The organism is Flavobacterium ardleyense (assembly GCF_042686085.1).
GTDB lineage: Bacteria > Bacteroidota > Bacteroidia > Flavobacteriales > Flavobacteriaceae > Flavobacterium > Flavobacterium ardleyense.
The window spans coordinates 150,151-170,694 of sequence record NZ_JBHUOL010000010.1; the positions used below are offsets into that span (position 1 = coordinate 150,151).

A 20,544-nucleotide genomic window follows, 5' to 3' on the forward strand; every position below is an offset into this window, starting at 1 on the left:
TTATTGCTTAAAAAACGTTAACCAATCTACATAAATTTTATCGAAACTGTGCAATTTTGCTCGACTATTTGAAGCGTTTTTAATTTTAGAGTATTTATTTTGATCTAAAGTTATATGATTCATTTGAAAAGTTAAATCATCAAAATCCTGATTTTTAACCAAAATTCCAGTTTCGTTGTGGATGATCATTTCGTTAGGTCCTGATTCACAGTCAAAGGAAATAACTGGTGTTCCGCAAGCCATTGCTTCATTAATTACAGTTGGAAATCCCTCATTTTTACTAGTTAACACATAAAATAATGCATTTTTATAGAATTTATATGGGTTTTTTTGAAACCCTAAAAAAACTACATTTTCATAAACATTCATTTTTTTTGCTAATTCTGGAAGTTTTTGCTCTTCATAACCATCTCCCAAAAGCACTAATTGAATATTATTTTGCGGAAGAATAGACTTTGAGTAGGCTTCTATCAATAAATCAAACTGTTTAATATTTTCCTTATCATTCATTCTTCCAGCTGAAACAATATATTTTCCACTAATAGAAATTGGTTCATTTGCTAAACTTTTTAAAGATTGAAGTGCTAAAGGATTATAAAGTGTTGTAACATTATCATACTTGTAACGTAGTTTGACTTTTTCCTCAATAGCTTTTGAAACCGTAACAATTCCATATACACTTTTATATAAATTTGAAGCTAAATAGTCGCTACCAGGAAAATAAAATTCAGTATGGAAACTTCGAATTGTTGGAATATAATTTTCACTGTTGAACAATAATTGCATTGTCAGCCATTCTTGAACAAAAGAGCTTTTATTTCTAAAATCAATAATAAAATCAAACCTTTGTTGTTTTAAAAAGCGTTTCAAAACAAATAATCGTTTTATTCGATTGAAAATTCCTTTTGATTTTATTTTACCTAAATTTAGTAATTCACCCGAATAATCAAACGTAACTTTATCAACCACAATAACATTCCAAACAATATGATGATTTTCGAAAAATAATTTCGATAACAAAGCATGATTTTTATTAGAACCACCGTTTGCCAGGCTTGTACCAATGAGGCAAATTTTTAGCGATGATGGTTGAAAATTCGGCATTAATACTTAATTTAGACCACAAATATACTAAATATGCGTATTTTACTACTAGGCGATTACAGTAAATTACATAATTCATTAAAAGAAGGTCTAATAGCATTGGGTAACGAAGTTATTCTAGTGAGCGACGGCGATGATTTCAAAAACTACCCTTGCGATTATTCGATTCGTCCTAAATTTTTGCAAAGTTTTGGTGTTCGAAAAATTAAAAATCTGGTTTTTAGAATTACAAAATTTGATATTTGTGATTTAGAAAGAGGCATCCGGTTTTATTTTCTATTAAAAAAATTAAAAGGTTTTGATGCTGTTCAATTGATTAATGAAAGAAGTATTAAAACAACAGTCTCATTTGAGCAATATTTATTAAAAAAGATCTTTGAAAACAATAATAAAGTTTTTCTATTGTCTTGTGGAACTGATTTTGTAAACACGCAATTTTTATTAAAAAATAGTTTAAAATATTCCGTATTCACACCCTATTTCAATAATGAAACTGATTTAAAATGCTATTCTTACATGCTTTATTATGTGTCAAAATCACATCAAAAATTGCACCGTTTTGTATATGAAAATTGTGCAGGAGTTATTGCCTCGGATATGGATTATCACTTGCCACTTCTTAATTACAATAGCTATTTAGGCTTAATTGCAAATCCAATTAACACAGATGAAATCAGTTATTGTGAACCTGAAATAAATGATAAAATAATTATTTTTTTAGGTATAAATCGCTACAGTTATATTAGAAAAGGAATTATATTTTTTGAAAAAGCGTTGGCAGTTATTAAAGAAAAATATGCTGATAAAATTGAAATTATTATAACCGAAAACATTCCTTACACTGAATATATCAAGTTATATAGCCAAGCTCATATTTTGTTAGATCAAGTATACGCCTATGACCAAGGCTATAATGCACTAGAGGCTATGGCGCACGGAAAAGTAGTTTTCACAGGAGCAGAAACTGAATTTTTAGAACATTATAACTTATCCGAAGATGAAGTTTGCATCAATGCCCTACCTGACGAAAATGATATTGTTGCCAAACTTTCATTACTAATCGAAAATCCTAAAAAAATCTCAGAAATTTCAAAAAATGCAAGAAGTTTTATTGAAAAAGAGCACGATTATAAAGTTATTGCAAATACGTATTTAACTACTTGGTTTGAAAAATAAGTTTTCTAAAGTAAATACAAAGTATTAAAAAATATAATACATTAGTTAGACCATAAGCCATAACAGCACCTGTTGCGAAGTATTTAGGTATAAGAAGATTACTAAATAAGAAAAGTGCTCCAAAAGAGATGATTTCAGTTACAAAATAAGCTTTCACAATTTTTTTATAATAGAAACGTATTCCTAAAATTAAGGACATGGCTCTAAAAAAATCACCTACCATTTGCCAAAAAAACAAATTTGAAACAGGAATAAAGCTTTTGTTCAACAAGATTTGAATGGCTAAATTTCGTGTAAAATAGAGCACGATTAATCCTACTAAAAAAACAGGAATTATAGATTTATAATAATTGAAGGTCACAGTTCTTTCTGTAGCTCTATCTTTTGCTTTTGATAATTCAGGTAAAAAATAAAACGTAATTAACGAAGAAATAAAAAGCATATAGAAACCTGAAATTCGCTGCATTGCTTCATAATAACCTGCATCGTCAATAGTAGCAGTTTTACTGATTAAATTCCGAATAAAAATATAAATTGTTGCGCCTGTTGTCGCCGAAAAAAGCGCCATAAATCCTAAGGGAAGAAGATTTTTCAAAAGTTGAAAATCAATCTTACTTCTAGAAAGCACTGTTTTTATTGCAAAAAGCTTTTGGAAGTAGTATCCCGAAAATAAAAACTGAAAAAAAGAAAGTGTTGAAATAGAAATCAAAGCACCGTAAATTCCAAACTGCCACATCAACAGCAAAGAAATAATCAAACCCACAAAAGTGCTGTAAATATTTATTGCAGTTACTTTCTTGTATTGACTAAATCCATTAATTATCGATATAAAAAACAAATGAAAGACCTGGAAAGGCAAGAAAAAAGCAACGTAATATAATATGAAATGATAATTGGAATTATTTTCAAAAATTAGATGACTAAAAAAAGAATTTCCTGCTACAAGAATGATGCATAAAGCCAAGACAACGTACAGAAGAGTCCAAAATACATTGGCAACAAATTGACTTAACTTCTCTTCTTCTTTATGATAATTTGCAACCGATTTTACAATTCCGTTTTGCAAACCCAAAATCCCAACATTTTCTATTATGTTAGTAAGATTCCTCAAATTCCCCATCAATGCCATTCCAGAAGGTCCAATAAAATAGGCAATTGCTTTGGAAGAGACAAAACCTGTAATTACACGGACTAAAATAGCTAAACTATTCAAAGATGCTACTTTAAATACTTGCTTTTGAAAAATTTTCTGAAAAATATTCAATTTAATAGCTATTTAAAATTGTGATTATTTTTTGAATTTCATCAATTGTCAAAGTTGAATTTAATGGAATACTCAAAACTTCTCTATGAATTTGCTCTGTGGTGGGAAACGATAAATTATTCCACTCAGCCAATGCTTTTTGTTTATGCGGTGGAATTGGATAATGAATCATTGAATCTATGCCATTTGATTTTAAATGTTCTTGTAATGCTACTCTATTTTCGGTACGAAGTACAAATAAATGAAAGACGTGATTATTAGCCTCGTCCCAATATGGCAAAGTAATTTTATCGTTTTTAATTTGAGAAATATACATTTTCGCAAGCGCTCTTCTAATTTGACTTTCTTTGTCTAAATAAGGTAATTTCACATTTAAAAAAGCAGCTTGCAATTCATCTAAACGCGAATTTACACCAATATATTCATTCTCATATTTAATTTTTGAGCCATAATTTCGAAGCGCAAACAAGACATTTGCTAATTCATCGTCATTAGTTGTAATTGCACCGCCATCGCCTAAAGCTCCAAGATTTTTTCCTGGATAAAAGCTATAGGCTGTTGGGTGATGGGTGTTATGTGATGAGTGCTGAGATGCTGAAACAAGTTTAGCATGACAAACTGTACCTGACAACTCTGCCTGATTACTATCTACTGAACACTGAACATTAAATTTTGCGCCATGAGCTTGTGCACCATCTTCAACTACCAACAAATTATGTTTTTGAGCAATTGCGTTTATTTGATCCATTTCACAAAGTTGACCATAGAGATGAACAGGTAAAATAGCTCTTGTTTTTGAAGTGATTTTAGCTTCAATCAAATCGGGATTAATATTATACGTTTCTAATCTAGGTTCAACTAAAACCGGAACTAAATCAGCTTGTAAAATCGCGAAAATACTTGCTACATAGGTATTCGCGGGAACAATGACTTCATCGCCTTTTTGCAATTTCCCTAATTGAATGTAGGCTTTGAAAATCAAAACCAAAGCGTCTAATCCGTTACCAACACCAATACAATGTTTTGAATTCGTATATAACGCAAAATTGTTTTCAAAGGATTTGACTTCCTTTCCTAAAATATACCAACCTTCGGCTAAAAATTGATTTAATTTTTCTCTTAATTCCTTTTCAAAAGGTCGGTTTAATTTTTGTAAATCAAGAAATTTTATCATACTAATACGTTTTCAAGATTGCTATAATTTTTGGTGTCAATAGTATAAAAATTTTGAACTATTGTACGAGCACCAAGACTTTCTTTCCAATAAATTAGTCCTGAGTTTATATTTCTACCTTCATTTTCATTTGAAATTCCAAAATCAAAATACTTCTTATCTGCGAAAACATTTTTTATCAAATGATGATATAAAAAATCTAATCCGCCTAAATGATTATGTTTTGACAACCCTGAAATATATTGTGAATGTGCTACATTTTTAGTTTCAAAAACAGTAGTTCCAGCAACTAACTCGTTTTCGAAGTAGACATTGAATTGGCGAATGTTTCTTGAAAATTTAGAATGTAGTATTTGTATTTCTTGCAAAGAATGTACTGGTTTAGCATTGTGTTTTTCTTTTAAATTGGGTATTAACAGTTCTTTCCAGAATGATGTAAATTCATTCTCTTCTTTTACGACTAATTTATTTGTATTACCTCTTTCGATTCCTCTTTTTCTAATTTGAGAAAAATAAATAGGTTCATTCAAATCAATTACGGATAATGCATCGCATCTTATTTTTTTTGCATCCAAAATAAATAGTAAATACTCCATTTCGTCACTTGGAAAAGAAGTATAAATAGTTGGAATGTTTTTCAACTCAAGTTTTAAAAATGCATTTTCGTATAAAAAAGAAAGTATTTCTTTAAAAACAACTATAATCTCTGCAAACTTAACTTCATATTTAAAAACCAATCCTCCATACGTTAATCCTTGATGCGAAAAAAGCGTCTCTCCTACTCTATTTGCAGGTAAAATAGCTTTTAAATTTTGCTTCTCATCAAAAACAAGCAGTGAAAAATCATTAAATCTGTCCTTATGATATTCCATAAAATCACGATGAAACAAAAAAGTAGCATTTTTTGCATTAGCTACAAATTCATTCCAAATCCCAGCATCTTCTGATTGATATTTTTTAATGATATACTTTTTCAAAACTTCTATTTAAAGTGGAAAATTACTAATTTTTTACTGGATGGGCTTTCAATATTCCATAATTTAAAAAAAAAATAGTAAATTGGTTCCATAATTTCTCAATACCAACAAGTTGAAAAGATTACCATACCTTGTTTTCCTGCTCCAAATGATATATCCTACAGTAGTGAGAAGTCAAGATATTTCGCTTTATGAACAAGTCAACGGTCGTTATGACTTCACATTTGTGGGAAACACAATGAATAGTGCTGAAAACAATCCAACAAATTATTTAGTAACTGGAACTTCTTCTACGGCAGATTTATATTTAAATCCAGATGACACCTTAATTAAAGCCTACTTATATTGGGCTGGAAGTGGCGATGGTGATTTTGAAGTCGAGCTGAATGGTGTTCCAATAATTGCCGAGCGTACTTTTAGTCATTCTACATTCTACGATCCCTATACTTTTACTTATTTCAGTGCTTTTAAAGACATTACCTCTATTGTTGCTACTACTGGAAACGGTACTTATAAGATATCTGATTTAGATATATCTCCTTTTGAAATGCTTCACTACAGTAGAAAAACAAATTTTGCAGGTTGGGCAATTTTAATAGTGTACCAAAATGACACACTTCCTCTGAACCAATTGAATATTTACGATGGTTTACAAGGTGTTCCCGATAATTTACAAATTGATTTGACGAACTTATATGTTTTAGATAATAGTGGAGCAACAGCTGGTTTTATTGCGTGGGAAGGCGATTCGCAACTAGCAACGGAGACTTTTACAGTAAACGGAGTGGTTCTAAGTAATGCTTCAAATCCAGCTAATAATGTATTTAATAGTACGAGTTCGGTTACGGGTTCAAATACTTTATACAATATGGATTTGGATATTTATGACATTGAAGATTATATTGAAATTGGTGATACCGAAGCCACAATTACACTTTCTTCGTTCCAAGATTTCATTATGATTAATACCGTTGTCACGAAATTAAATAGTCAATTACCCGATGCAACCATCGTTTTAAATGATTATCAAACTTCCTGTAATTCGGGAACAATCGAACTAAACTACACGGTTTACAATATAAATAGTACTGAATTATTACCTGCTTCAACTCCTATTTCTTTTTACAATGGTTCACAATTAATTGGCACTTCTGCAACCGAATTTGACATTTTAATAGGTGGGAATGAATTAGGTTCAATTACATTAAATCTTCCTGCTGATACTCCTGAAACCTTTACTCTTTTAGCTGTTGTGGATGACATTGGAAACGGAAGTGGCATCGTAATCGAATTAAACGAAAACAACAATTCGAGCGAATTGTTAGTTAAACAGTGGTTATCGCCGAAATTCAATTTAGTACCAGATTTAATAAGTTGTAACTTAGGTTTTACAAAAGCAATTTTTAATTTTTCTAGGTATGAAGAGTTTGTGAAAACAGATAGCGATCAAACAGTTTCATTTTATAATTCCTTAGATGATGCGTCGAATAAAGTCAATGAAATTTCAAACATCACTAATTACGAGGCATTTACGACCACAAAACAAATATTTATTCGAATTGAAGATGAATATTGCTATTCCATAACTTCTTTTAATTTACTTACAAAAAACTGTCCGCCAATAATTTATAACTTTGTATCGGCTAATAATGACAATTCAAATGATGGATTTTTTATTGATGGCTTACGCGATATTTTCGTCAATTATAAAATAGAAATTTATAATCGCTGGGGAAAACACATTTGGACAGGCGATCAAAACAAACCCGATTGGAGTGGTTATGTGGCGGAAGGAATCGGAACTAAAAAAGCTCCAGCTGGAACTTATTTTTACATTTTATATCTAAATGATTCTGATTATCCAAAACCATTAACAGGCTATTTATATCTTACATACTAAGCTTACATATTTTGAGTATAAAAATTATAATCTTTTAAAATAGTACGAATAAAATCTTGATCATGACCCGATTGATTTTTAATTCCCGTAACAGAAAGTATTTTTTCCCTTAGTTTAATTATCGTAGCATAATCTCTTGTCGTCGCGGCCGTTTCAAAAGTTTCCTTGATAATTCTGACATCATTATCTGATAATTTAATTACCAAAGGATATGTAGGTACATAATCGACGTTAATATCTTGAATAATTGTATGGTTGATATTAATCTTATTCTTCAAACTTATTACAGCAGTTCCAGCAGCCATATCTCCTAACCGTTGATTTTTGTTACTTGCAATTACAGTAATTAATGCTATTATTCCATTACCAATCGAAATTTCTACCAAACGAAATAACCATCGAACTAAATAATCAGCGAAACCAGCTTGGTATCCATCTAGCTTAATAACTTTAGTTTTCATAATGCGTTTTCCAATAGTTTGTCCTTCAAATAAACTTTCTTGAACAATACTATAAAACATTATTGGTGAATAAATCGCTAAATAAATAGCCATCGTAGACCAGTTATCCATCGCATTAATGGCGCGGTCATAACCACTTTGTCTTAAAATAAAAACTAAAACTAAAACATAGGCTGTCATTACCACAATATCAAGGAGTTGCGATGCAATTCTATCACCTACAGAAGCAGCCGTAAAATTTATATTAACATTTTGTGTAGTATTTATGGATAATTGTGTCATATTTTTATATTTTAGCCCCCGATGAGAGAAATTGCATTTATTAAGCAAAATAAAGAAAAATGGCTTGAATTTGAACAAGCTATTTTTGGTAAAACTAAAAAAAATCCTGATGACTTAGCTAATTTGTACATACATTTAGTTAATGACTTGTCCTATGCACAAACTTATTACCCTAAAAGTAAGACAGTTGTCTACTTAAATCACTTAGCTGCGCAAACCTATCAAAAGATTTATAAGACGAAAAGAACGGAAACAAATCGAATAAAATATTTCTTTTTGACTGAAGTTCCACTTCTAGTCTATGAATATCGCAGGTATATTTTGTATGCTTTTCTTCTTTTTGGTATTTTAACAGCCATTGGAGTTGTATCAGCGAAAAATGATGCAAATTTCGTTCGATTGATTTTAGGTGATCAATACGTAAACATGACCCTCGAAAATATCGAAGATGGAAATCCAGTTGCGGTTTACAAAACAGGCAGTAATTGGGGAAGTTTCATTGGAATTACGCTTAATAATTTACGAGTTGGTGCACTTTCCTACTTCTTTGGCATTTTCATAGGAATAGGAACGTTTTATATATTAATGAAAAATTGCATTATGCTTGGTTCATTTCAATACTTTTTTTACGAAAGAGGTGTGTTTTGGGAAAGTGTTAGAGGCGTTTGGATTCACGGTTCCATGGAAATTTTTGCTATTGTAATTGAAGCTGCAGCCGGATTTATATTAGGCGCCAGTATTTTATTCCCTAGAACTTTCTCCCGAGTCAATTCTTTTAAAATAGGATTTAAAAATAGTTTCAAAATCTTTCTCAGCACCATGCCTTTTACATTTGCGGCAGGTTTCTTAGAAGGTTATATCACAAGATATTCAATGGAAATGCCAACCTATTTAAGTGTTGGAATCATATTAATTACGCTTTCTTTAATTAGTTTTTATTATTTAATTTACCCTTTTATAGTACATAAAAAAACCAAAAAATATGTTTCAACTTTATAAAAAAAGAGATTTCAGCTCATTAGTGGGTGATACTTTTAACTTTTTTAAGTTGGAAGGAAAAAATTATTTTAAAAACTACTTTATTATTAATGGTAGTTTGTTATTGCTTTTGGTGGTCATCTTCTATTTCTTTACCAGTATTTTTATACAAGGTGCGCTTACAAATATTCAAACTCCAAACGAGGAAAGTTTTTACAATGAAATGTATAGTAATTTAGGCCTATTTATTGGGCTTGGAACATTAATGCTCTTACTTATTATTGTCATTTCGATGTTGAATTACTCGTTTCCAGTCGCTTATCTTAAATTGATGGAGCAAAATAAAGAACGAAATTTCGAAAACTTAATACAATATTTTAAAAGTAAAGTAGGTCGAATTATTATATTCTTTCTACTTTCTATCGTGGTTCTGTTTCCATTACTTTTTGTTGTAATGTTTCTAACCTTCTTATCCGTTTTTATACTTATTGGGATTCCCTTGATTATCTTATTAACTCCAACATTAATGAGTTTTGTATCGCTATTCTACTATACTTATATTACAGAAGAAATAGGTTATTTTGAAGCGTTTGGAAAGGCTTTTGAAATGCTGAAAAAGAACTATTTTCCTATTGTTGGCGCTACATTTATCATGCATCTCATTACACAAATTACATTGGGAATTTTCACTATCATTCCTTATATAATTGGAATGATTTTCCTCTTTACAAATCCAGAAGCTATTGAAAACGAAAAGAATAATGGTTTTTCTGCAATAGCTATGATCCTAGTAGCAATTATTATAATTGCAACTATATTCAACTATACATTACAAAATTTAATGCTAGTAAATCAAGGAATTACTTATTATAGCTGTAAAGAAGAATTAGAAAATGTAAGTTTAAACAAAAGCATTGATTTAATTGGAACTGATGAAGCTTAAATACACGCTATACTCCCTACTCCTTTTCTTCGGAAATGCAATTGGCTTCTCGCAAGTTCAATCTGATTCTCTTGGTTACACCTCAAGAAAATTTGGTGATTTAAAAAATAAATACACCGGTTCTGATTTCAATTATATCGAAAGAACAAAGGTTGACACGTCTGCTTGGGACCGATTCTGGAGCGCTATAGGTAGATTTTTAAGCAATTTATTTGACTTCGGAAATGGCGTACAAGCACTGAGTGGTCTTGAAATCGTGATGAAAGTAATTGCGCTTTTGGTAATTATTTTTGTAGTTTACTTAATTGTTAAAATAATCATCAACAAAGAAGGTGGCTGGGTTTTCGGAAAATCTCCGAAGAAAATCAAAATCACAGAAATCACAGAAGAAGATATACATTCGATGGATTTTAGAAGTGCGATCACTACCGCTAAAAATGAAAAAAACCTACGATTAGCTACTAGATATTATTATTTATGGTTGTTAAAGTCGTTTTCAGACAAGGATATTATTGAGTGGGATATTGAAAAAACGAATGCTGATTATCTGAGTGAAATTTCGAATTTACAACTTAAAAAAGAATTTCAGTTTCTATCGTATGTCTATGAATACAGTTGGTATGGTGAATTTGAATTGACCTCAATCGATTTCGAAAGAACAGAAATTACTTTTCAAAAATTAATCGCAAGTAAATAAGATGCCAAAAAGTTTAAAAATATATTTATTCCTTTTAGTACTAATTTTTGTTGGTATTATTTGGGCAGACGCTACAAAAGACAAACCAATCGACTGGCGCGAAACCTATTCGATCAAAGATAAGATTCCGTTTGGGATGTATGTTTTTGACCAAGAATTTAAACAGGCGTTTGATACTCAAATTGTTGAAAAATTCAGCGAAACTCCTTACGAATATTTTGATGCTAAATACAGCAGTGAAGATTCCACTTATACCATCAATGGAACGGCTCTATTTATAGATAAAAGTTATGCAATAGATGAATATTCTGAAAAGGAGCTATTTTATTTTGCAAGTTATGGAAATGATGTGTTTTTGAGCACTTCAAATTTATCGCAATCTATGGCAGATTCTCTCGGATTTGAAATTGGATATCATAATAATTTTATCGATTCGCTTCAATTTAAAACGGAAGGATACGATAAACCGGATAATTTCTATTTTAAAAAAGGAATTAATAATGCATATTTCTCAAAAATCGATAGCACAACAACTTGGGTTTTAGGAACGCAAATCGATACCAAAGGAAAAGAAGTAACAAATTTTATTAGAGCTCCTTACAAAGGAGGTTTCTTCTATTTACATTTACAACCCGTAGTTTTTACCAATTACTATATGTTGGATAAAAATATAAAATATGCCGAAAATGTTTTAGAGTACATTCCTGAAGAAACTAACATCTACTGGAATGTAAAACAAAGAGAAGGCATTTCGAGTTCGCCAATGCGCTATTTATTGACTCAACCTGCTTTAAAATGGGCTTGGTTTTTGGCTTGGATTACCTTTATCATTTTTATGTTTTTTAATGCAAAAAGAAGACAAAGAGTTATACCAATTATTGAACCGTTGAAAAACACGACAGTTGATTTTACAAAAACAATTGGTAATCTCTATTATCAAGAGAAAAATCATCAAAATATTGCCGAAAAGAAAGTTGTTTTCTTCTTGGAAAAAATCCGAAACGAATACTATATTGACACGTTTAATTTAGATGAAACGTTTTGCAATAGGCTCCAACAAAAAACTGGAAATCAGAAAAAAGATATTGAAGAAGTGGTTTATCAAATTAAAAGAATTAGAAATCAAGGACAAACCACAGAACAAGAATTAATTACTTTTAACAATCTACTTGAAAAACTCAATTTATAACTGAAGTTGTTATAATATAAAAATGATGTTAGAAGTGAAAAATTAAAGAGAAAAAATATTTACTAATACTAAAAAATCAGTACCAATCATTAAAATCTGATGTTACTGTGTTCAAAAAAAATATGGGAAATAATTTTGAAAATACAACCGAACAAAACGAAAATGTAAATTTCGAATCGCGCTTAAATTTACAGCCGTTGCAAGAAAACGTTCAAAAGGTAAAAGCAGAAATAGGTAAAGTAATCGTGGGTCAAAGCAAAATGATTGATCAACTATTAGTAGCTGTTTTGTCTAACGGACACGTTTTATTAGAAGGAGTTCCTGGTGTGGCAAAAACCATAAGTGCGAAACTTTTGGCAAAAACGCTATCATTAGATTTCAGTAGAATTCAATTCACGCCAGATTTGATGCCTTCGGACATCATTGGAACATCAATTTTTGATTTGTCGAAATCAACTTTTGAATTTAAAAAAGGTCCGATTTTCTCTAATTTCGTTTTAATTGACGAAATCAATCGTGCGCCAGCAAAAACACAAGCAGCTTTGTTTGAAGTTATGGAAGAACGTCAAATTACGGCAGACGGCACCACTTACATTTTAGAAAAACCGTTTTTAGTAATTGCTACACAAAACCCTATTGAGCAAGAAGGAACCTATCGTTTGCCAGAAGCCCAATTAGACCGTTTTCTGTTTAAAATCACAATTGATTATCCAAATTTAGAAGAAGAAATCTATATTATTCAAAAAGAAAACGAATTACAGAGTCGTAATAAAATGGATACGATTGCGACAATTATTTCGCAAAGTAATATCATCGAATTTCAGGAATTAGTGAAGCAAATCCTAATTGAACAAAACTTAATTGAATACATAGCAAAAATAGTTTTGAATACACGTGAAAATGCCTTTTTATATTTAGGTGCTTCGCCAAGAGCTTCGATTGCGATTTTAAATGCATCTAAAGGTTTTGCTGCTTTAAGAGGAAGAGATTTTGTTACGCCAGACGATATTAAAGAAGCGGCTATTCCAGTTTTACAACACCGTGTTTTAGTTACTCCTGAACGCGAAATGGAAGGAATTACGAGCATTGAAATCATCAAGCAAATTGTGGATTCAGTAGAAATTCCGAGATAAATACTTACGTTTTAATTCAAACTAATGATTCGATTTTTCAAGCAACTTTACCTCAATAATTTCCTTTTTTATTGCCTTATGGGAATCATATTGCTATTTGTAGTAGCGTATTTTTATCCAGTGCTTTATAATGGCGTTTGGTATTTGTTGTATCTTTTGATCTTGTTTACAGCGATTGATATCTTACTATTATTTGTTTCCGATAAGAAAGTAATTGGAATTCGAAATATGTCGGAAAAGCTTTCAAATGGTGATGAAAACGAAATTAGTATTGCATTAAACAATCAATTCACCTTTGCCGTGTCGGTGAAAATAATTGACGAAATTCCGTTTCAATTCCAACAACGCAATTTTGAAGTAAAAAGAAAGATTAAACCCAAGGCTAAAGACGATTACCGCTACTTTTTAAGGCCAACGGAACGCGGTGAATATCTTTTTGGGAATTTGAATTTGTATGTTGCTTCGCCTCTTCGTTTCATTAGTCGAAGATTCACTTACGATAATAATCAAATGGTGCCAACCTATCCATCCTATATGCAATTGCGTAAATATGATTTGATGGCTTTTTCTAATAATTTATCTCAATATGGTTTAAAAAAGATTAGAAGAATTGGACACACTATGGAATTTGAGCAAATCAAAGAATATGTCCAAGGAGACGATTTAAGAACCATAAACTGGAAAGCTACGGCGAAGAAAAACCAATTAATGGTGAATCAGTTTCAGGATGAAAAATCGCAAAACGTTTATATGGTGATTGACAAAGGGCGCGTTATGAAAATGCCTTTTAACGGATTAAGTTTGTTAGATTATGCCATTAACGCGACATTAGTTTTATCGAACGTAATTTTAAAAAAACAGGATAAAGCAGGAATTTTAGCCTTTTCTAAAAAAGTAGAAAACCGAGTAGTTGCAGAAAAAAGACAAAGTCAAATGCAACTGATAATGGAAAATTTATACAACGTAAAAACCGATTTCTTTGAAAGTGATTTTAGCCGTTTGTATGTTGACATTAAGAAAAACATCAACCAAAGAAGTTTGATTATGTTGTATACCAACTTTGAAACTCTAGATGGTTTACACCGCCAACTTCCCTATTTAAAAGGAATTGCAAAAAATCATTTGTTAGTTGTAGTGTTTTTTAATAATACCGAATTAAACGAACTGATCCAAAAGAAAGCTGGAACTGTTCAGGAAATATATGACAAAGTAATAGCTGAGAAATTTGTTTTCGAAAAGCGTTTGATTGTCAACGAATTAAGAAAATACGGAATCTATTCAGTTTTAACTGAACCTGATAAATTGACTTTAGATACTATAAATAAATACTTAGAAATCAAAGCAAGAGGGATTTTGTAAGCAGACAATTTGTATTTATTGTAAAAATAAAGGATAGGACAATGCGCAGCAAAAAAATGTTTTTAATTTTCTTCTTGACTCTTTTTCTTACTAATTGTAAAGACAAGAAAATCGAATTACAAAAAGAAAGCATAAATCTAGAAAAGGTTCAAATTGACACCTCCAAAATTGCTGTTTTAAAATATGATAGCAGGTTTTTTGTAAGCAACAACCAATCTAAACCAACTAATTTAGCAGCTGACGATTTTATTAAAGTTGAAAAAATGCTGCACAATTTCATTAGTGATTATAATGCTGAACAAAATAGTAACTCTTCCGAATCAAAGCGAATAACCGAAGATTTATTAATCAATCTGAATCGCTACAAAAGACAGTATTTTGCGCTGCTAAATGCTAAAGGAGAAAAAGAAATTTGGATTAATTGTTTTTGTAAAGACAATAATCCGAATTGGAAAACAGAAAAAGTAATTGTCAAAGATGGTGGCAATTGCTATTTCAATTTAAAAGTAAACTTAACTACAGAAGAGTATTACGAAGTATATATTAATGGGAATGCTTAATTAGAAAAACATTAACTATTACTTTTTTAGATAGTAATAAGAAAGTAGTTGAAATCGCTATATTTATTGCTAGCAACTATTCGTAATTCTACTAACATTCACTTAGTACTATTGAAAACGATAACAAGATGGTTTGCGTTAGTGATGGGAGTGGCATCCTTTTTGTTTTTTTTCAAAACAAAAAGATAGAACGGACAGCACGACCTGAAAGGGAACGCCCAAATAAAAAATCTTAAATTAAATTAAAATGTCCTGCTTTCTACGATTCAATTATTAATTCTAATCTAAGTTCTCCATTAGATAATGTTCTGACAATAATAGCACTTAAATCTAAATCCTCAATATCGTGTCCCCAGATTCCATACTTTCCATCTGTTTGATTTCTGTTCTGTAAGCCTTTACTCTCACTTGAAGGAACTGTTTTGGTTTTAGCGGAATTCTCTTCTTCTTGATAAATTTCGTTGTAAGCAATACTTATTTTTTGAGCAAGTTCTTTACGTGTAAATCCTTTTGGATTATTGGACTTTATATTAATTTCAATTTCCTTGGCTAACGGATAATCAATAACTAAAGTGACATTATTGCTGTCAATTACGAATTCGTCTTTATCAATTAGGTTCTCTATCTCCGGATTTTTAACAGAGATCCACGGAATAATTCCATCTTCAAAAACTTCAGACATGGTTTTGTCGTCCGTTTTTACTTGAAATAATATTTCAGAAGAATTCTGTACTACTTCTGAAGTATTTTTTTCGTTTTTGTTAGTACAACCTAAAATTAGGCACGAAAATAAAATTTTGATAAATAAGTTTTTCATAATGTGCCTGATTTTAGGTTGTAATAAATTTATTTTTTAATTACTTTTCTTACTAGAGTCGTTCCGTCTTCAAATGCTATTTTAAGGAAGTAAATACCTTTGCTTACAAAAGAAGTGTCAATAGTTTTGCCTCCAACGTTCTTAACTACTGAACCATTTAAATTTAGCAACGAAAGCTCTTTTATTTCATTTTCAGAATAAACATTTAGTTCATTTTCAAATGGATTCAAAAAATGTACTTCATCTATTTTATCTACATCAGCTATTGAAAGGTTTGCAGGTATATATTTTGCAACAAAGTAGTTTTCACCTGCATCAGTATATTGTCCAGAAACTAAAAATGTTTCGCTGTTTATAAGGATAATATTATCTATAATTTCTTCCTCCGTATTTGTGTTTTCAATAAAAAAACCTTCGGTATTAAAGTCTGTATCAATAGTTCCATCCTCATTATATTGAACTATGTATGCATTTATTGGCGATTGTCCCAGGTTAGTGACTCCTGCAAACAGCAATTTATTACCGTTCGCTTTATAATCAATCAAGAGTGGCGGGTTATTGTTTTCTATTAAATTACCGTTTTGTCCAAATGTAGTGTCGATTGTTCCATTTTGTAAATAACGCGTTATACGCAATTGTGCTTCTCTTGAAGTTACAACAATAATTCTTCCTGTATTATCTGTAAAAAGTCCAAAACCTGTATCGTCATTATCTAAATCTGTAATATCCACTCCTCCATCTGTTCCAAAACTTGTAACTAAATCACCATTTGTACTCTTCTTCACAAGTTTGTATTGACCGGAACCTCCTAAACCTGCGCTAATAATACTTAAAAGATTATTATCATTTGCATAGATAGTTATACTTATTGGCGTGTCAACTTTTCCATCTATACCAAAAGAACTATCGATAATTCCATTACTGGTTAATTTAATAATATGCCCATGTCCTATTGCAAGGATCGAATTATCTGGCTCTATTAAAACGCTTCTTAAATCTTGCGATTGAGCGCTTAAATCAACTTCGCCATTGTTTCCAAAAGTAGTTACTGAATTGCCATTTGCATCTAACTTAAAAAGCTTTGCAGGAAAATTAAAATTAAATAATATTTCACCGTTTGTCAAAAGAGTAATACCTAATAAATCTTCAGACATACCCGTTATGTTGAAATAGCCATTAGTTGCAAATGTGGAATCTAGTGAGCCGTCAGCATTTAACCTTGCAATAAAATTTGTACCAGAAGCTTCTAAGTAACCTGCAAATAAAATCTTACCATCAGGTTGTAACGTCATATATGATCCTGTAGAACCAACTCGGTCAAGAGCAGCTATTCCATCTGTTCCAAAAGAATTGTCTAAAGCAATATTCTGACTACTAACATTATATGTTATAAGCGTAATAATTAAGAGTAATGTTTTTTTCATGTTGATAAATTATTGATTTAAGGATTTTTCATCCTGCTAGTTGCTAACGCTAGTGATGTTATAAGTTTGCGTTGTATTTTTGCAAAAATAGTAAAATATTTAAAAATAATAAGAAAAATTGTATGGTAAAGAATTCAGATATTACGATGTAATTACTGTCTCAATAATTCTCCACAACATCTAACTGATTCATAACGAGTGATGAATAGTTGTTTTAAAAAAAAAGAGATCTATTAAGCAGTACTTGTGAACGCTTTCATAGTATTTCTACCTAATTATATAATGTTTTTATTTCGCTGCTTTAATAACGTATAAACTGTATGGATCAATCGTGAAAAGTTTAAAATTTAGTTTTTTATCGGAGTAATAAAAATAAGGATTGTAATGTTTTTCTAAAGTGTCTTTATGTTGTGCGATTTTTTCTCCTTTAGCTTCATAAAATTCCTGTGTGGAACCTGATTCGCCAAAAGATATTGGTTTTATGAATTTCAAAGTGTCTTTTCCAACATAAAGATTACAAAATAAATTACCATTTACTTCGATGGATTCGCTTGAACCAGAATTTCCACCGATGTTATGTGTGACTCTTTCAAACTTTTCTCGTTGAAAATAAACAGGCTTAAAATTACTCCAGTCTGGTGCATTGCCATAATTATTTTCTTCATATTTCCCAAAAACATTGGCATAATAAGTAGTTTCACCTCGTTGTTCACTAACTTTATCGCGATCAGGCATAATAATATTAGTAAAGAATTTATACCATTTCCCTTCCGAAAAATAAACAATTTGTTGTTCTGGATTCTTACCTTCTACTGTGTAATTATTACCTTCTATTTTATAATATCCTCTTCCATAAACAATTCGCTCATAAAGTTTTACCTGTTCTTCCTCGTTCCACTGCAAATCTTTATTTTTAAATTCGAAAGGTTTTGAAAGCGTATCACCATCTAATATCCAACTTTTATAGTAGTTCTTATTAATGTTTACAATATAATCGTCAAACAGAATTTCCGTATAATTTTCATAGGTACGTTTAAAGACATAACTGTCTATAATGTTCCCATCTTTATCCAACTTATAAGTAGTATAATCTTGAAAAATCGTATTGCCACCACCATAGCGGTCCTTTTCTACCTCTTCGAAATCCCTATCTTTAGGAATGACACTAGTAATCACAATCAAATTATTTTTAGAAGAAATAAAATGACTAATCGGATCAAAGCTTTTAAACTTTAATTGCATTTCATACTTACCGAAATAAATTGGTTCGTCAGTAAGTACAGTTTGATAACTTTCATAGGCTTTGGGTAATTTCGAATTGTTAAATAAGTTTTTATTATATATATCCGCATCGCTATTTACGAGTATTACATAGCCTATAAAAATAACAATACCACCGAAAAGCCAGGGCAATTTTTTAATAGTCCTAAAATGGTTGTAAACGAAATAAAACACAAAGCTTACAACAAAAAGTATTATTCCGCCAATAATGGCTGCCAATTCTTCATACATTCCGCTAACCACAAAAGGCATAACTATAGCGTATATAAAGGTAATCACAAATGAGATCACAAAGGCTGTAAAATACGGACTATTCTTGTTTTCAGACATCTTTAAATACGTTATTTGAAGTGTTTTATAGTACTAAACTACTGTAATTATTTATATTAGACACGCTCATAATCTCCTTTCCAGTTCTGAATTGCTTTTTTGATGGCATCGCCTGAAAGGTTTTCAGTTAAAGCTCTTTGTGTAAGTGCTTTTAATTCTACATCAGGCGCGAAACGAAGCGCAAATAACTGGTCATCTTTTAATTGGTGCTCAAACTCTTCAAACCTTTGTCCAGTTGTGGCTAAATAACGATATCTAAGTTCTAGTCTCACAATTCTGTTTTGTAAAGTAAGTGCGTAATGCTGACGCAACATAAAAGCCAAACAAAACAATACCACAAAAATAGCACTGATAAAAGCCCAAAGTAAAACATCATCTGTTGTAAACGCAAAATAGACACTAAAAGCTATAAAGGCCATAATTACAGGGTAATATACAAAATGATGTGGCGGATAAAACCGAATGTGATTCTTGTAAGATTGCGTTTCCATATTTTTATTTTTCTTAAAGGTAGGTAAAGTAATTTATTTTTAAATTTTAGATAAATAAAAATATATTTATTTCTAAAACAATCACTAAACATTAATTTCTAAAAACCTTAAACGTCATTTTCAATTTAAACGTTCATTAATTAACGTCTCGAGGATTTCCGAACTATTCTTTATCAACTTTTCCAATTTCTAAATTACAAAATTTTCCTTCTTTTGTTATTGATTTTACTTCGAGCTCGTGTCCTGAATACATTGCGCGTATCGTTTTGATTAGGTCCGATGGATAAGAAGTGTTTTCAGCAGGTAATTTTTCTCCTTCGAGATTTTCTAACCAAATACTATCGTTTATTTTGCTCCAGTAAGTGGCGCTAATTTCTTTATTCACAACTTTTATTTTGATTTTAGACTTCACTAAATCCTGTTCGCACTGAAAACGTAAAGATAAATTTGTTTTAGGATTAAATTTTGGTCGTATTTTTTTTGACCATTCTTCTCGATGTTCTCTTTCGTCCTCATCAATTATGTCGTTATCAATGGACATTGTAAGATTTACTGGTACAGAATCACTTTCGATTTCGACTACTTCATTTTCAACGGATAAAAAATCCGTTATTTCTAAATTACTGTCTATAAAATCATGAGCTGATGAATCAACTTTCCCTTTATCGTCCCCATAATCTTTCGCAAAAATGTCAATAATCTCCGAATCTGGATTTTTTAAAAGAGTAAGTTCTTCTGCAATTTCCACTGTATCGTCACTTTCTATGCTATCAAACTTGACATTATCTTCTAAAGGTAATTTTGGTAAAACTTTGCGTGGCTTGAATAAAAATGAAAAAAATCCCATACGTAAAAGGTTTTGTTTGATGTTATGTTTCTACAACAGTTGACAGCTTCTAAATAATTTAAAAGCTCTAAATAATCAATTCGAAAATATAATAAACACGAATATAAAACTTTTCTTATAACATTATAGTGTATTCTTAAATATTTCTGTTCGATAA

At 30.6% G+C, this 20,544-nt stretch carries 19 protein-coding genes; 9 read left to right on the plus strand and 10 right to left on the minus strand.

Annotated features, from left to right (window positions below; genetic code table 11):
- Positions 1-1,104 carry a glycosyltransferase gene (locus ACFSX9_RS04565; RefSeq protein WP_379804988.1) on the minus strand — a complete coding sequence of 368 codons (1,104 nt, stop codon included), beginning with the start codon at positions 1,102-1,104 and terminating at the stop codon, positions 1-3.
- A 33-nt stretch (positions 1,105-1,137) separates the two neighbouring features.
- Between ACFSX9_RS04565 and ACFSX9_RS04570 the strand changes: the two genes are divergently transcribed.
- Positions 1,138-2,280, plus strand: coding sequence for a glycosyltransferase family protein (locus ACFSX9_RS04570; RefSeq protein WP_379804991.1), 1,143 nt, complete (start codon positions 1,138-1,140; stop codon positions 2,278-2,280).
- Here the strand turns inward: ACFSX9_RS04570 and ACFSX9_RS04575 are convergent.
- The 3 genes from ACFSX9_RS04575 to ACFSX9_RS04585 are packed head-to-tail and all read right to left on the minus strand — an operon-like array spanning position 2,261 to position 5,695.
- Positions 2,261-3,493 (minus strand): O-antigen translocase, encoded by a 1,233-nt coding sequence (locus ACFSX9_RS04575; protein ID WP_379804993.1) that lies wholly within the window; start codon positions 3,491-3,493, stop codon positions 2,261-2,263. The two genes, ACFSX9_RS04570 and ACFSX9_RS04575, sit on opposite strands and share 20 nt — an antisense overlap.
- A gap of 52 nt (positions 3,494-3,545) precedes the next feature.
- Complete coding sequence (locus ACFSX9_RS04580; RefSeq protein WP_379804995.1) at positions 3,546-4,718, minus strand: DegT/DnrJ/EryC1/StrS family aminotransferase; 1,173 nt, start codon at positions 4,716-4,718, stop codon at positions 3,546-3,548.
- Positions 4,715-5,695: a GNAT family N-acetyltransferase gene (locus ACFSX9_RS04585; RefSeq protein ID WP_379804997.1), complete on the minus strand. Its 981-nt coding sequence runs from the start codon at positions 5,693-5,695 to the stop codon at positions 4,715-4,717. The genes ACFSX9_RS04580 and ACFSX9_RS04585 overlap by 4 nt, the downstream gene beginning before the upstream one ends.
- Positions 5,696-5,843: 148 nt before the next feature.
- On the opposite strand from ACFSX9_RS04585, the gene ACFSX9_RS04590 reads away from it, so the two are divergent.
- The gene (locus ACFSX9_RS04590; RefSeq protein WP_379805000.1) at positions 5,844-7,595 is read left to right on the plus strand and encodes a T9SS type B sorting domain-containing protein; all 1,752 of its coding nucleotides are present in this window, start codon (positions 5,844-5,846) and stop codon (positions 7,593-7,595) included.
- A gap of 2 nt (positions 7,596-7,597) precedes the next feature.
- Here the strand turns inward: ACFSX9_RS04590 and ACFSX9_RS04595 are convergent, their stop codons facing one another.
- Positions 7,598-8,338 (minus strand): RDD family protein, encoded by a 741-nt coding sequence (locus ACFSX9_RS04595; protein ID WP_379805003.1) that lies wholly within the window; start codon positions 8,336-8,338, stop codon positions 7,598-7,600.
- Positions 8,339-8,359: 21 nt separating this feature from the next.
- On the opposite strand from ACFSX9_RS04595, the gene ACFSX9_RS04600 reads away from it, so the two are divergent.
- The 7 genes from ACFSX9_RS04600 to ACFSX9_RS04630 all read left to right on the plus strand — a co-directional run bounded on the left by ACFSX9_RS04600 (position 8,360) and on the right by ACFSX9_RS04630 (position 15,197).
- Positions 8,360-9,337: a stage II sporulation protein M gene (locus ACFSX9_RS04600; RefSeq protein WP_379805006.1), complete on the plus strand. Its 978-nt coding sequence runs from the start codon at positions 8,360-8,362 to the stop codon at positions 9,335-9,337.
- Positions 9,321-10,259 carry a hypothetical protein gene (locus ACFSX9_RS04605; protein WP_379805008.1) on the plus strand — a complete coding sequence of 313 codons (939 nt, stop codon included), beginning with the start codon at positions 9,321-9,323 and terminating at the stop codon, positions 10,257-10,259. Before ACFSX9_RS04600 ends, ACFSX9_RS04605 begins: the two co-directional genes overlap by 17 nt.
- On the plus strand, positions 10,249-10,956 hold the full coding sequence (locus ACFSX9_RS04610; protein WP_379805010.1) for a DUF4129 domain-containing protein: 708 nt from the start codon (positions 10,249-10,251) through the stop codon (positions 10,954-10,956). Before ACFSX9_RS04605 ends, ACFSX9_RS04610 begins: the two co-directional genes overlap by 11 nt.
- A 1-nt stretch (position 10,957) precedes the next feature.
- Entirely contained in the window at positions 10,958-12,145 is a 1,188-nt protein-coding gene (locus ACFSX9_RS04615) for a DUF4350 domain-containing protein (RefSeq protein ID WP_379805013.1), read from the plus strand.
- 122 nt (positions 12,146-12,267) lie between these two features.
- Positions 12,268-13,278 carry an AAA family ATPase gene (locus tag ACFSX9_RS04620; protein ID WP_379805015.1) on the plus strand — a complete coding sequence of 337 codons (1,011 nt, stop codon included), beginning with the start codon at positions 12,268-12,270 and terminating at the stop codon, positions 13,276-13,278.
- 78 nt (positions 13,279-13,356) lie between these two features.
- Complete coding sequence (locus tag ACFSX9_RS04625; RefSeq protein ID WP_379805017.1) at positions 13,357-14,637, plus strand: DUF58 domain-containing protein; 1,281 nt, start codon at positions 13,357-13,359, stop codon at positions 14,635-14,637.
- 56 nt (positions 14,638-14,693) lie between these two features.
- A complete protein-coding gene (locus ACFSX9_RS04630) occupies positions 14,694-15,197 on the plus strand; it encodes a hypothetical protein (protein ID WP_379805019.1) in 504 nt (167 codons plus the stop codon).
- 259 nt (positions 15,198-15,456) lie between these two features.
- Here ACFSX9_RS04630 and ACFSX9_RS04635 read toward each other — a convergent pair whose 3' ends face one another.
- The 5 genes from ACFSX9_RS04635 to ACFSX9_RS04655 form a co-directional block, all read right to left on the minus strand.
- Positions 15,457-16,014 carry a hypothetical protein gene (locus ACFSX9_RS04635; protein ID WP_379805021.1) on the minus strand — a complete coding sequence of 186 codons (558 nt, stop codon included), beginning with the start codon at positions 16,012-16,014 and terminating at the stop codon, positions 15,457-15,459.
- Positions 16,015-16,043: 29 nt separating this feature from the next.
- Entirely contained in the window at positions 16,044-17,438 is a 1,395-nt protein-coding gene (locus ACFSX9_RS04640) for a T9SS type A sorting domain-containing protein (RefSeq protein WP_379805024.1), read from the minus strand.
- A gap of 288 nt (positions 17,439-17,726) precedes the next feature.
- Positions 17,727-19,049 (minus strand): hypothetical protein, encoded by a 1,323-nt coding sequence (locus ACFSX9_RS04645; RefSeq protein ID WP_379805026.1) that lies wholly within the window; start codon positions 19,047-19,049, stop codon positions 17,727-17,729.
- Between the two features lie 56 nt (positions 19,050-19,105).
- Positions 19,106-19,540: a DUF6526 family protein gene (locus ACFSX9_RS04650; RefSeq protein ID WP_379805029.1), complete on the minus strand. Its 435-nt coding sequence runs from the start codon at positions 19,538-19,540 to the stop codon at positions 19,106-19,108.
- 163 nt (positions 19,541-19,703) lie between these two features.
- Positions 19,704-20,387, minus strand: a complete 684-nt coding sequence (locus tag ACFSX9_RS04655; RefSeq protein WP_379805032.1) for a hypothetical protein — start codon at positions 20,385-20,387, stop codon at positions 19,704-19,706.
- Positions 20,388-20,544: the final 157 nt, after the last annotated feature.

Coding starts and splice junctions, on each gene's coding strand:
- ACFSX9_RS04640 (WP_379805024.1), bottom strand. CDS start 17,438: ATGAAAAAAACATTACTCTTAATTATTACGCTTATAACATATAATGTT.
- ACFSX9_RS04625 (WP_379805017.1), top strand. CDS start 13,357: ATGGGAATCATATTGCTATTTGTAGTAGCGTATTTTTATCCAGTGCTT.
- ACFSX9_RS04650 (WP_379805029.1), bottom strand. CDS start 19,540: ATGGAAACGCAATCTTACAAGAATCACATTCGGTTTTATCCGCCACAT.
- ACFSX9_RS04615 (WP_379805013.1), top strand. CDS start 10,958: ATGCCAAAAAGTTTAAAAATATATTTATTCCTTTTAGTACTAATTTTT.
- ACFSX9_RS04595 (WP_379805003.1), bottom strand. CDS start 8,338: ATGACACAATTATCCATAAATACTACACAAAATGTTAATATAAATTTT.
- ACFSX9_RS04645 (WP_379805026.1), bottom strand. CDS start 19,049: ATGTCTGAAAACAAGAATAGTCCGTATTTTACAGCCTTTGTGATCTCA.
- ACFSX9_RS04635 (WP_379805021.1), bottom strand. CDS start 16,014: ATGAAAAACTTATTTATCAAAATTTTATTTTCGTGCCTAATTTTAGGT.
- ACFSX9_RS04620 (WP_379805015.1), top strand. CDS start 12,268: ATGGGAAATAATTTTGAAAATACAACCGAACAAAACGAAAATGTAAAT.
- ACFSX9_RS04590 (WP_379805000.1), top strand. CDS start 5,844: ATGATATATCCTACAGTAGTGAGAAGTCAAGATATTTCGCTTTATGAA.
- ACFSX9_RS04610 (WP_379805010.1), top strand. CDS start 10,249: ATGAAGCTTAAATACACGCTATACTCCCTACTCCTTTTCTTCGGAAAT.
- ACFSX9_RS04600 (WP_379805006.1), top strand. CDS start 8,360: ATGAGAGAAATTGCATTTATTAAGCAAAATAAAGAAAAATGGCTTGAA.
- ACFSX9_RS04565 (WP_379804988.1), bottom strand. CDS start 1,104: ATGCCGAATTTTCAACCATCATCGCTAAAAATTTGCCTCATTGGTACA.
- ACFSX9_RS04655 (WP_379805032.1), bottom strand. CDS start 20,387: ATGGGATTTTTTTCATTTTTATTCAAGCCACGCAAAGTTTTACCAAAA.
- ACFSX9_RS04580 (WP_379804995.1), bottom strand. CDS start 4,718: ATGATAAAATTTCTTGATTTACAAAAATTAAACCGACCTTTTGAAAAG.
- ACFSX9_RS04570 (WP_379804991.1), top strand. CDS start 1,138: ATGCGTATTTTACTACTAGGCGATTACAGTAAATTACATAATTCATTA.
- ACFSX9_RS04605 (WP_379805008.1), top strand. CDS start 9,321: ATGTTTCAACTTTATAAAAAAAGAGATTTCAGCTCATTAGTGGGTGAT.
- ACFSX9_RS04630 (WP_379805019.1), top strand. CDS start 14,694: ATGTTTTTAATTTTCTTCTTGACTCTTTTTCTTACTAATTGTAAAGAC.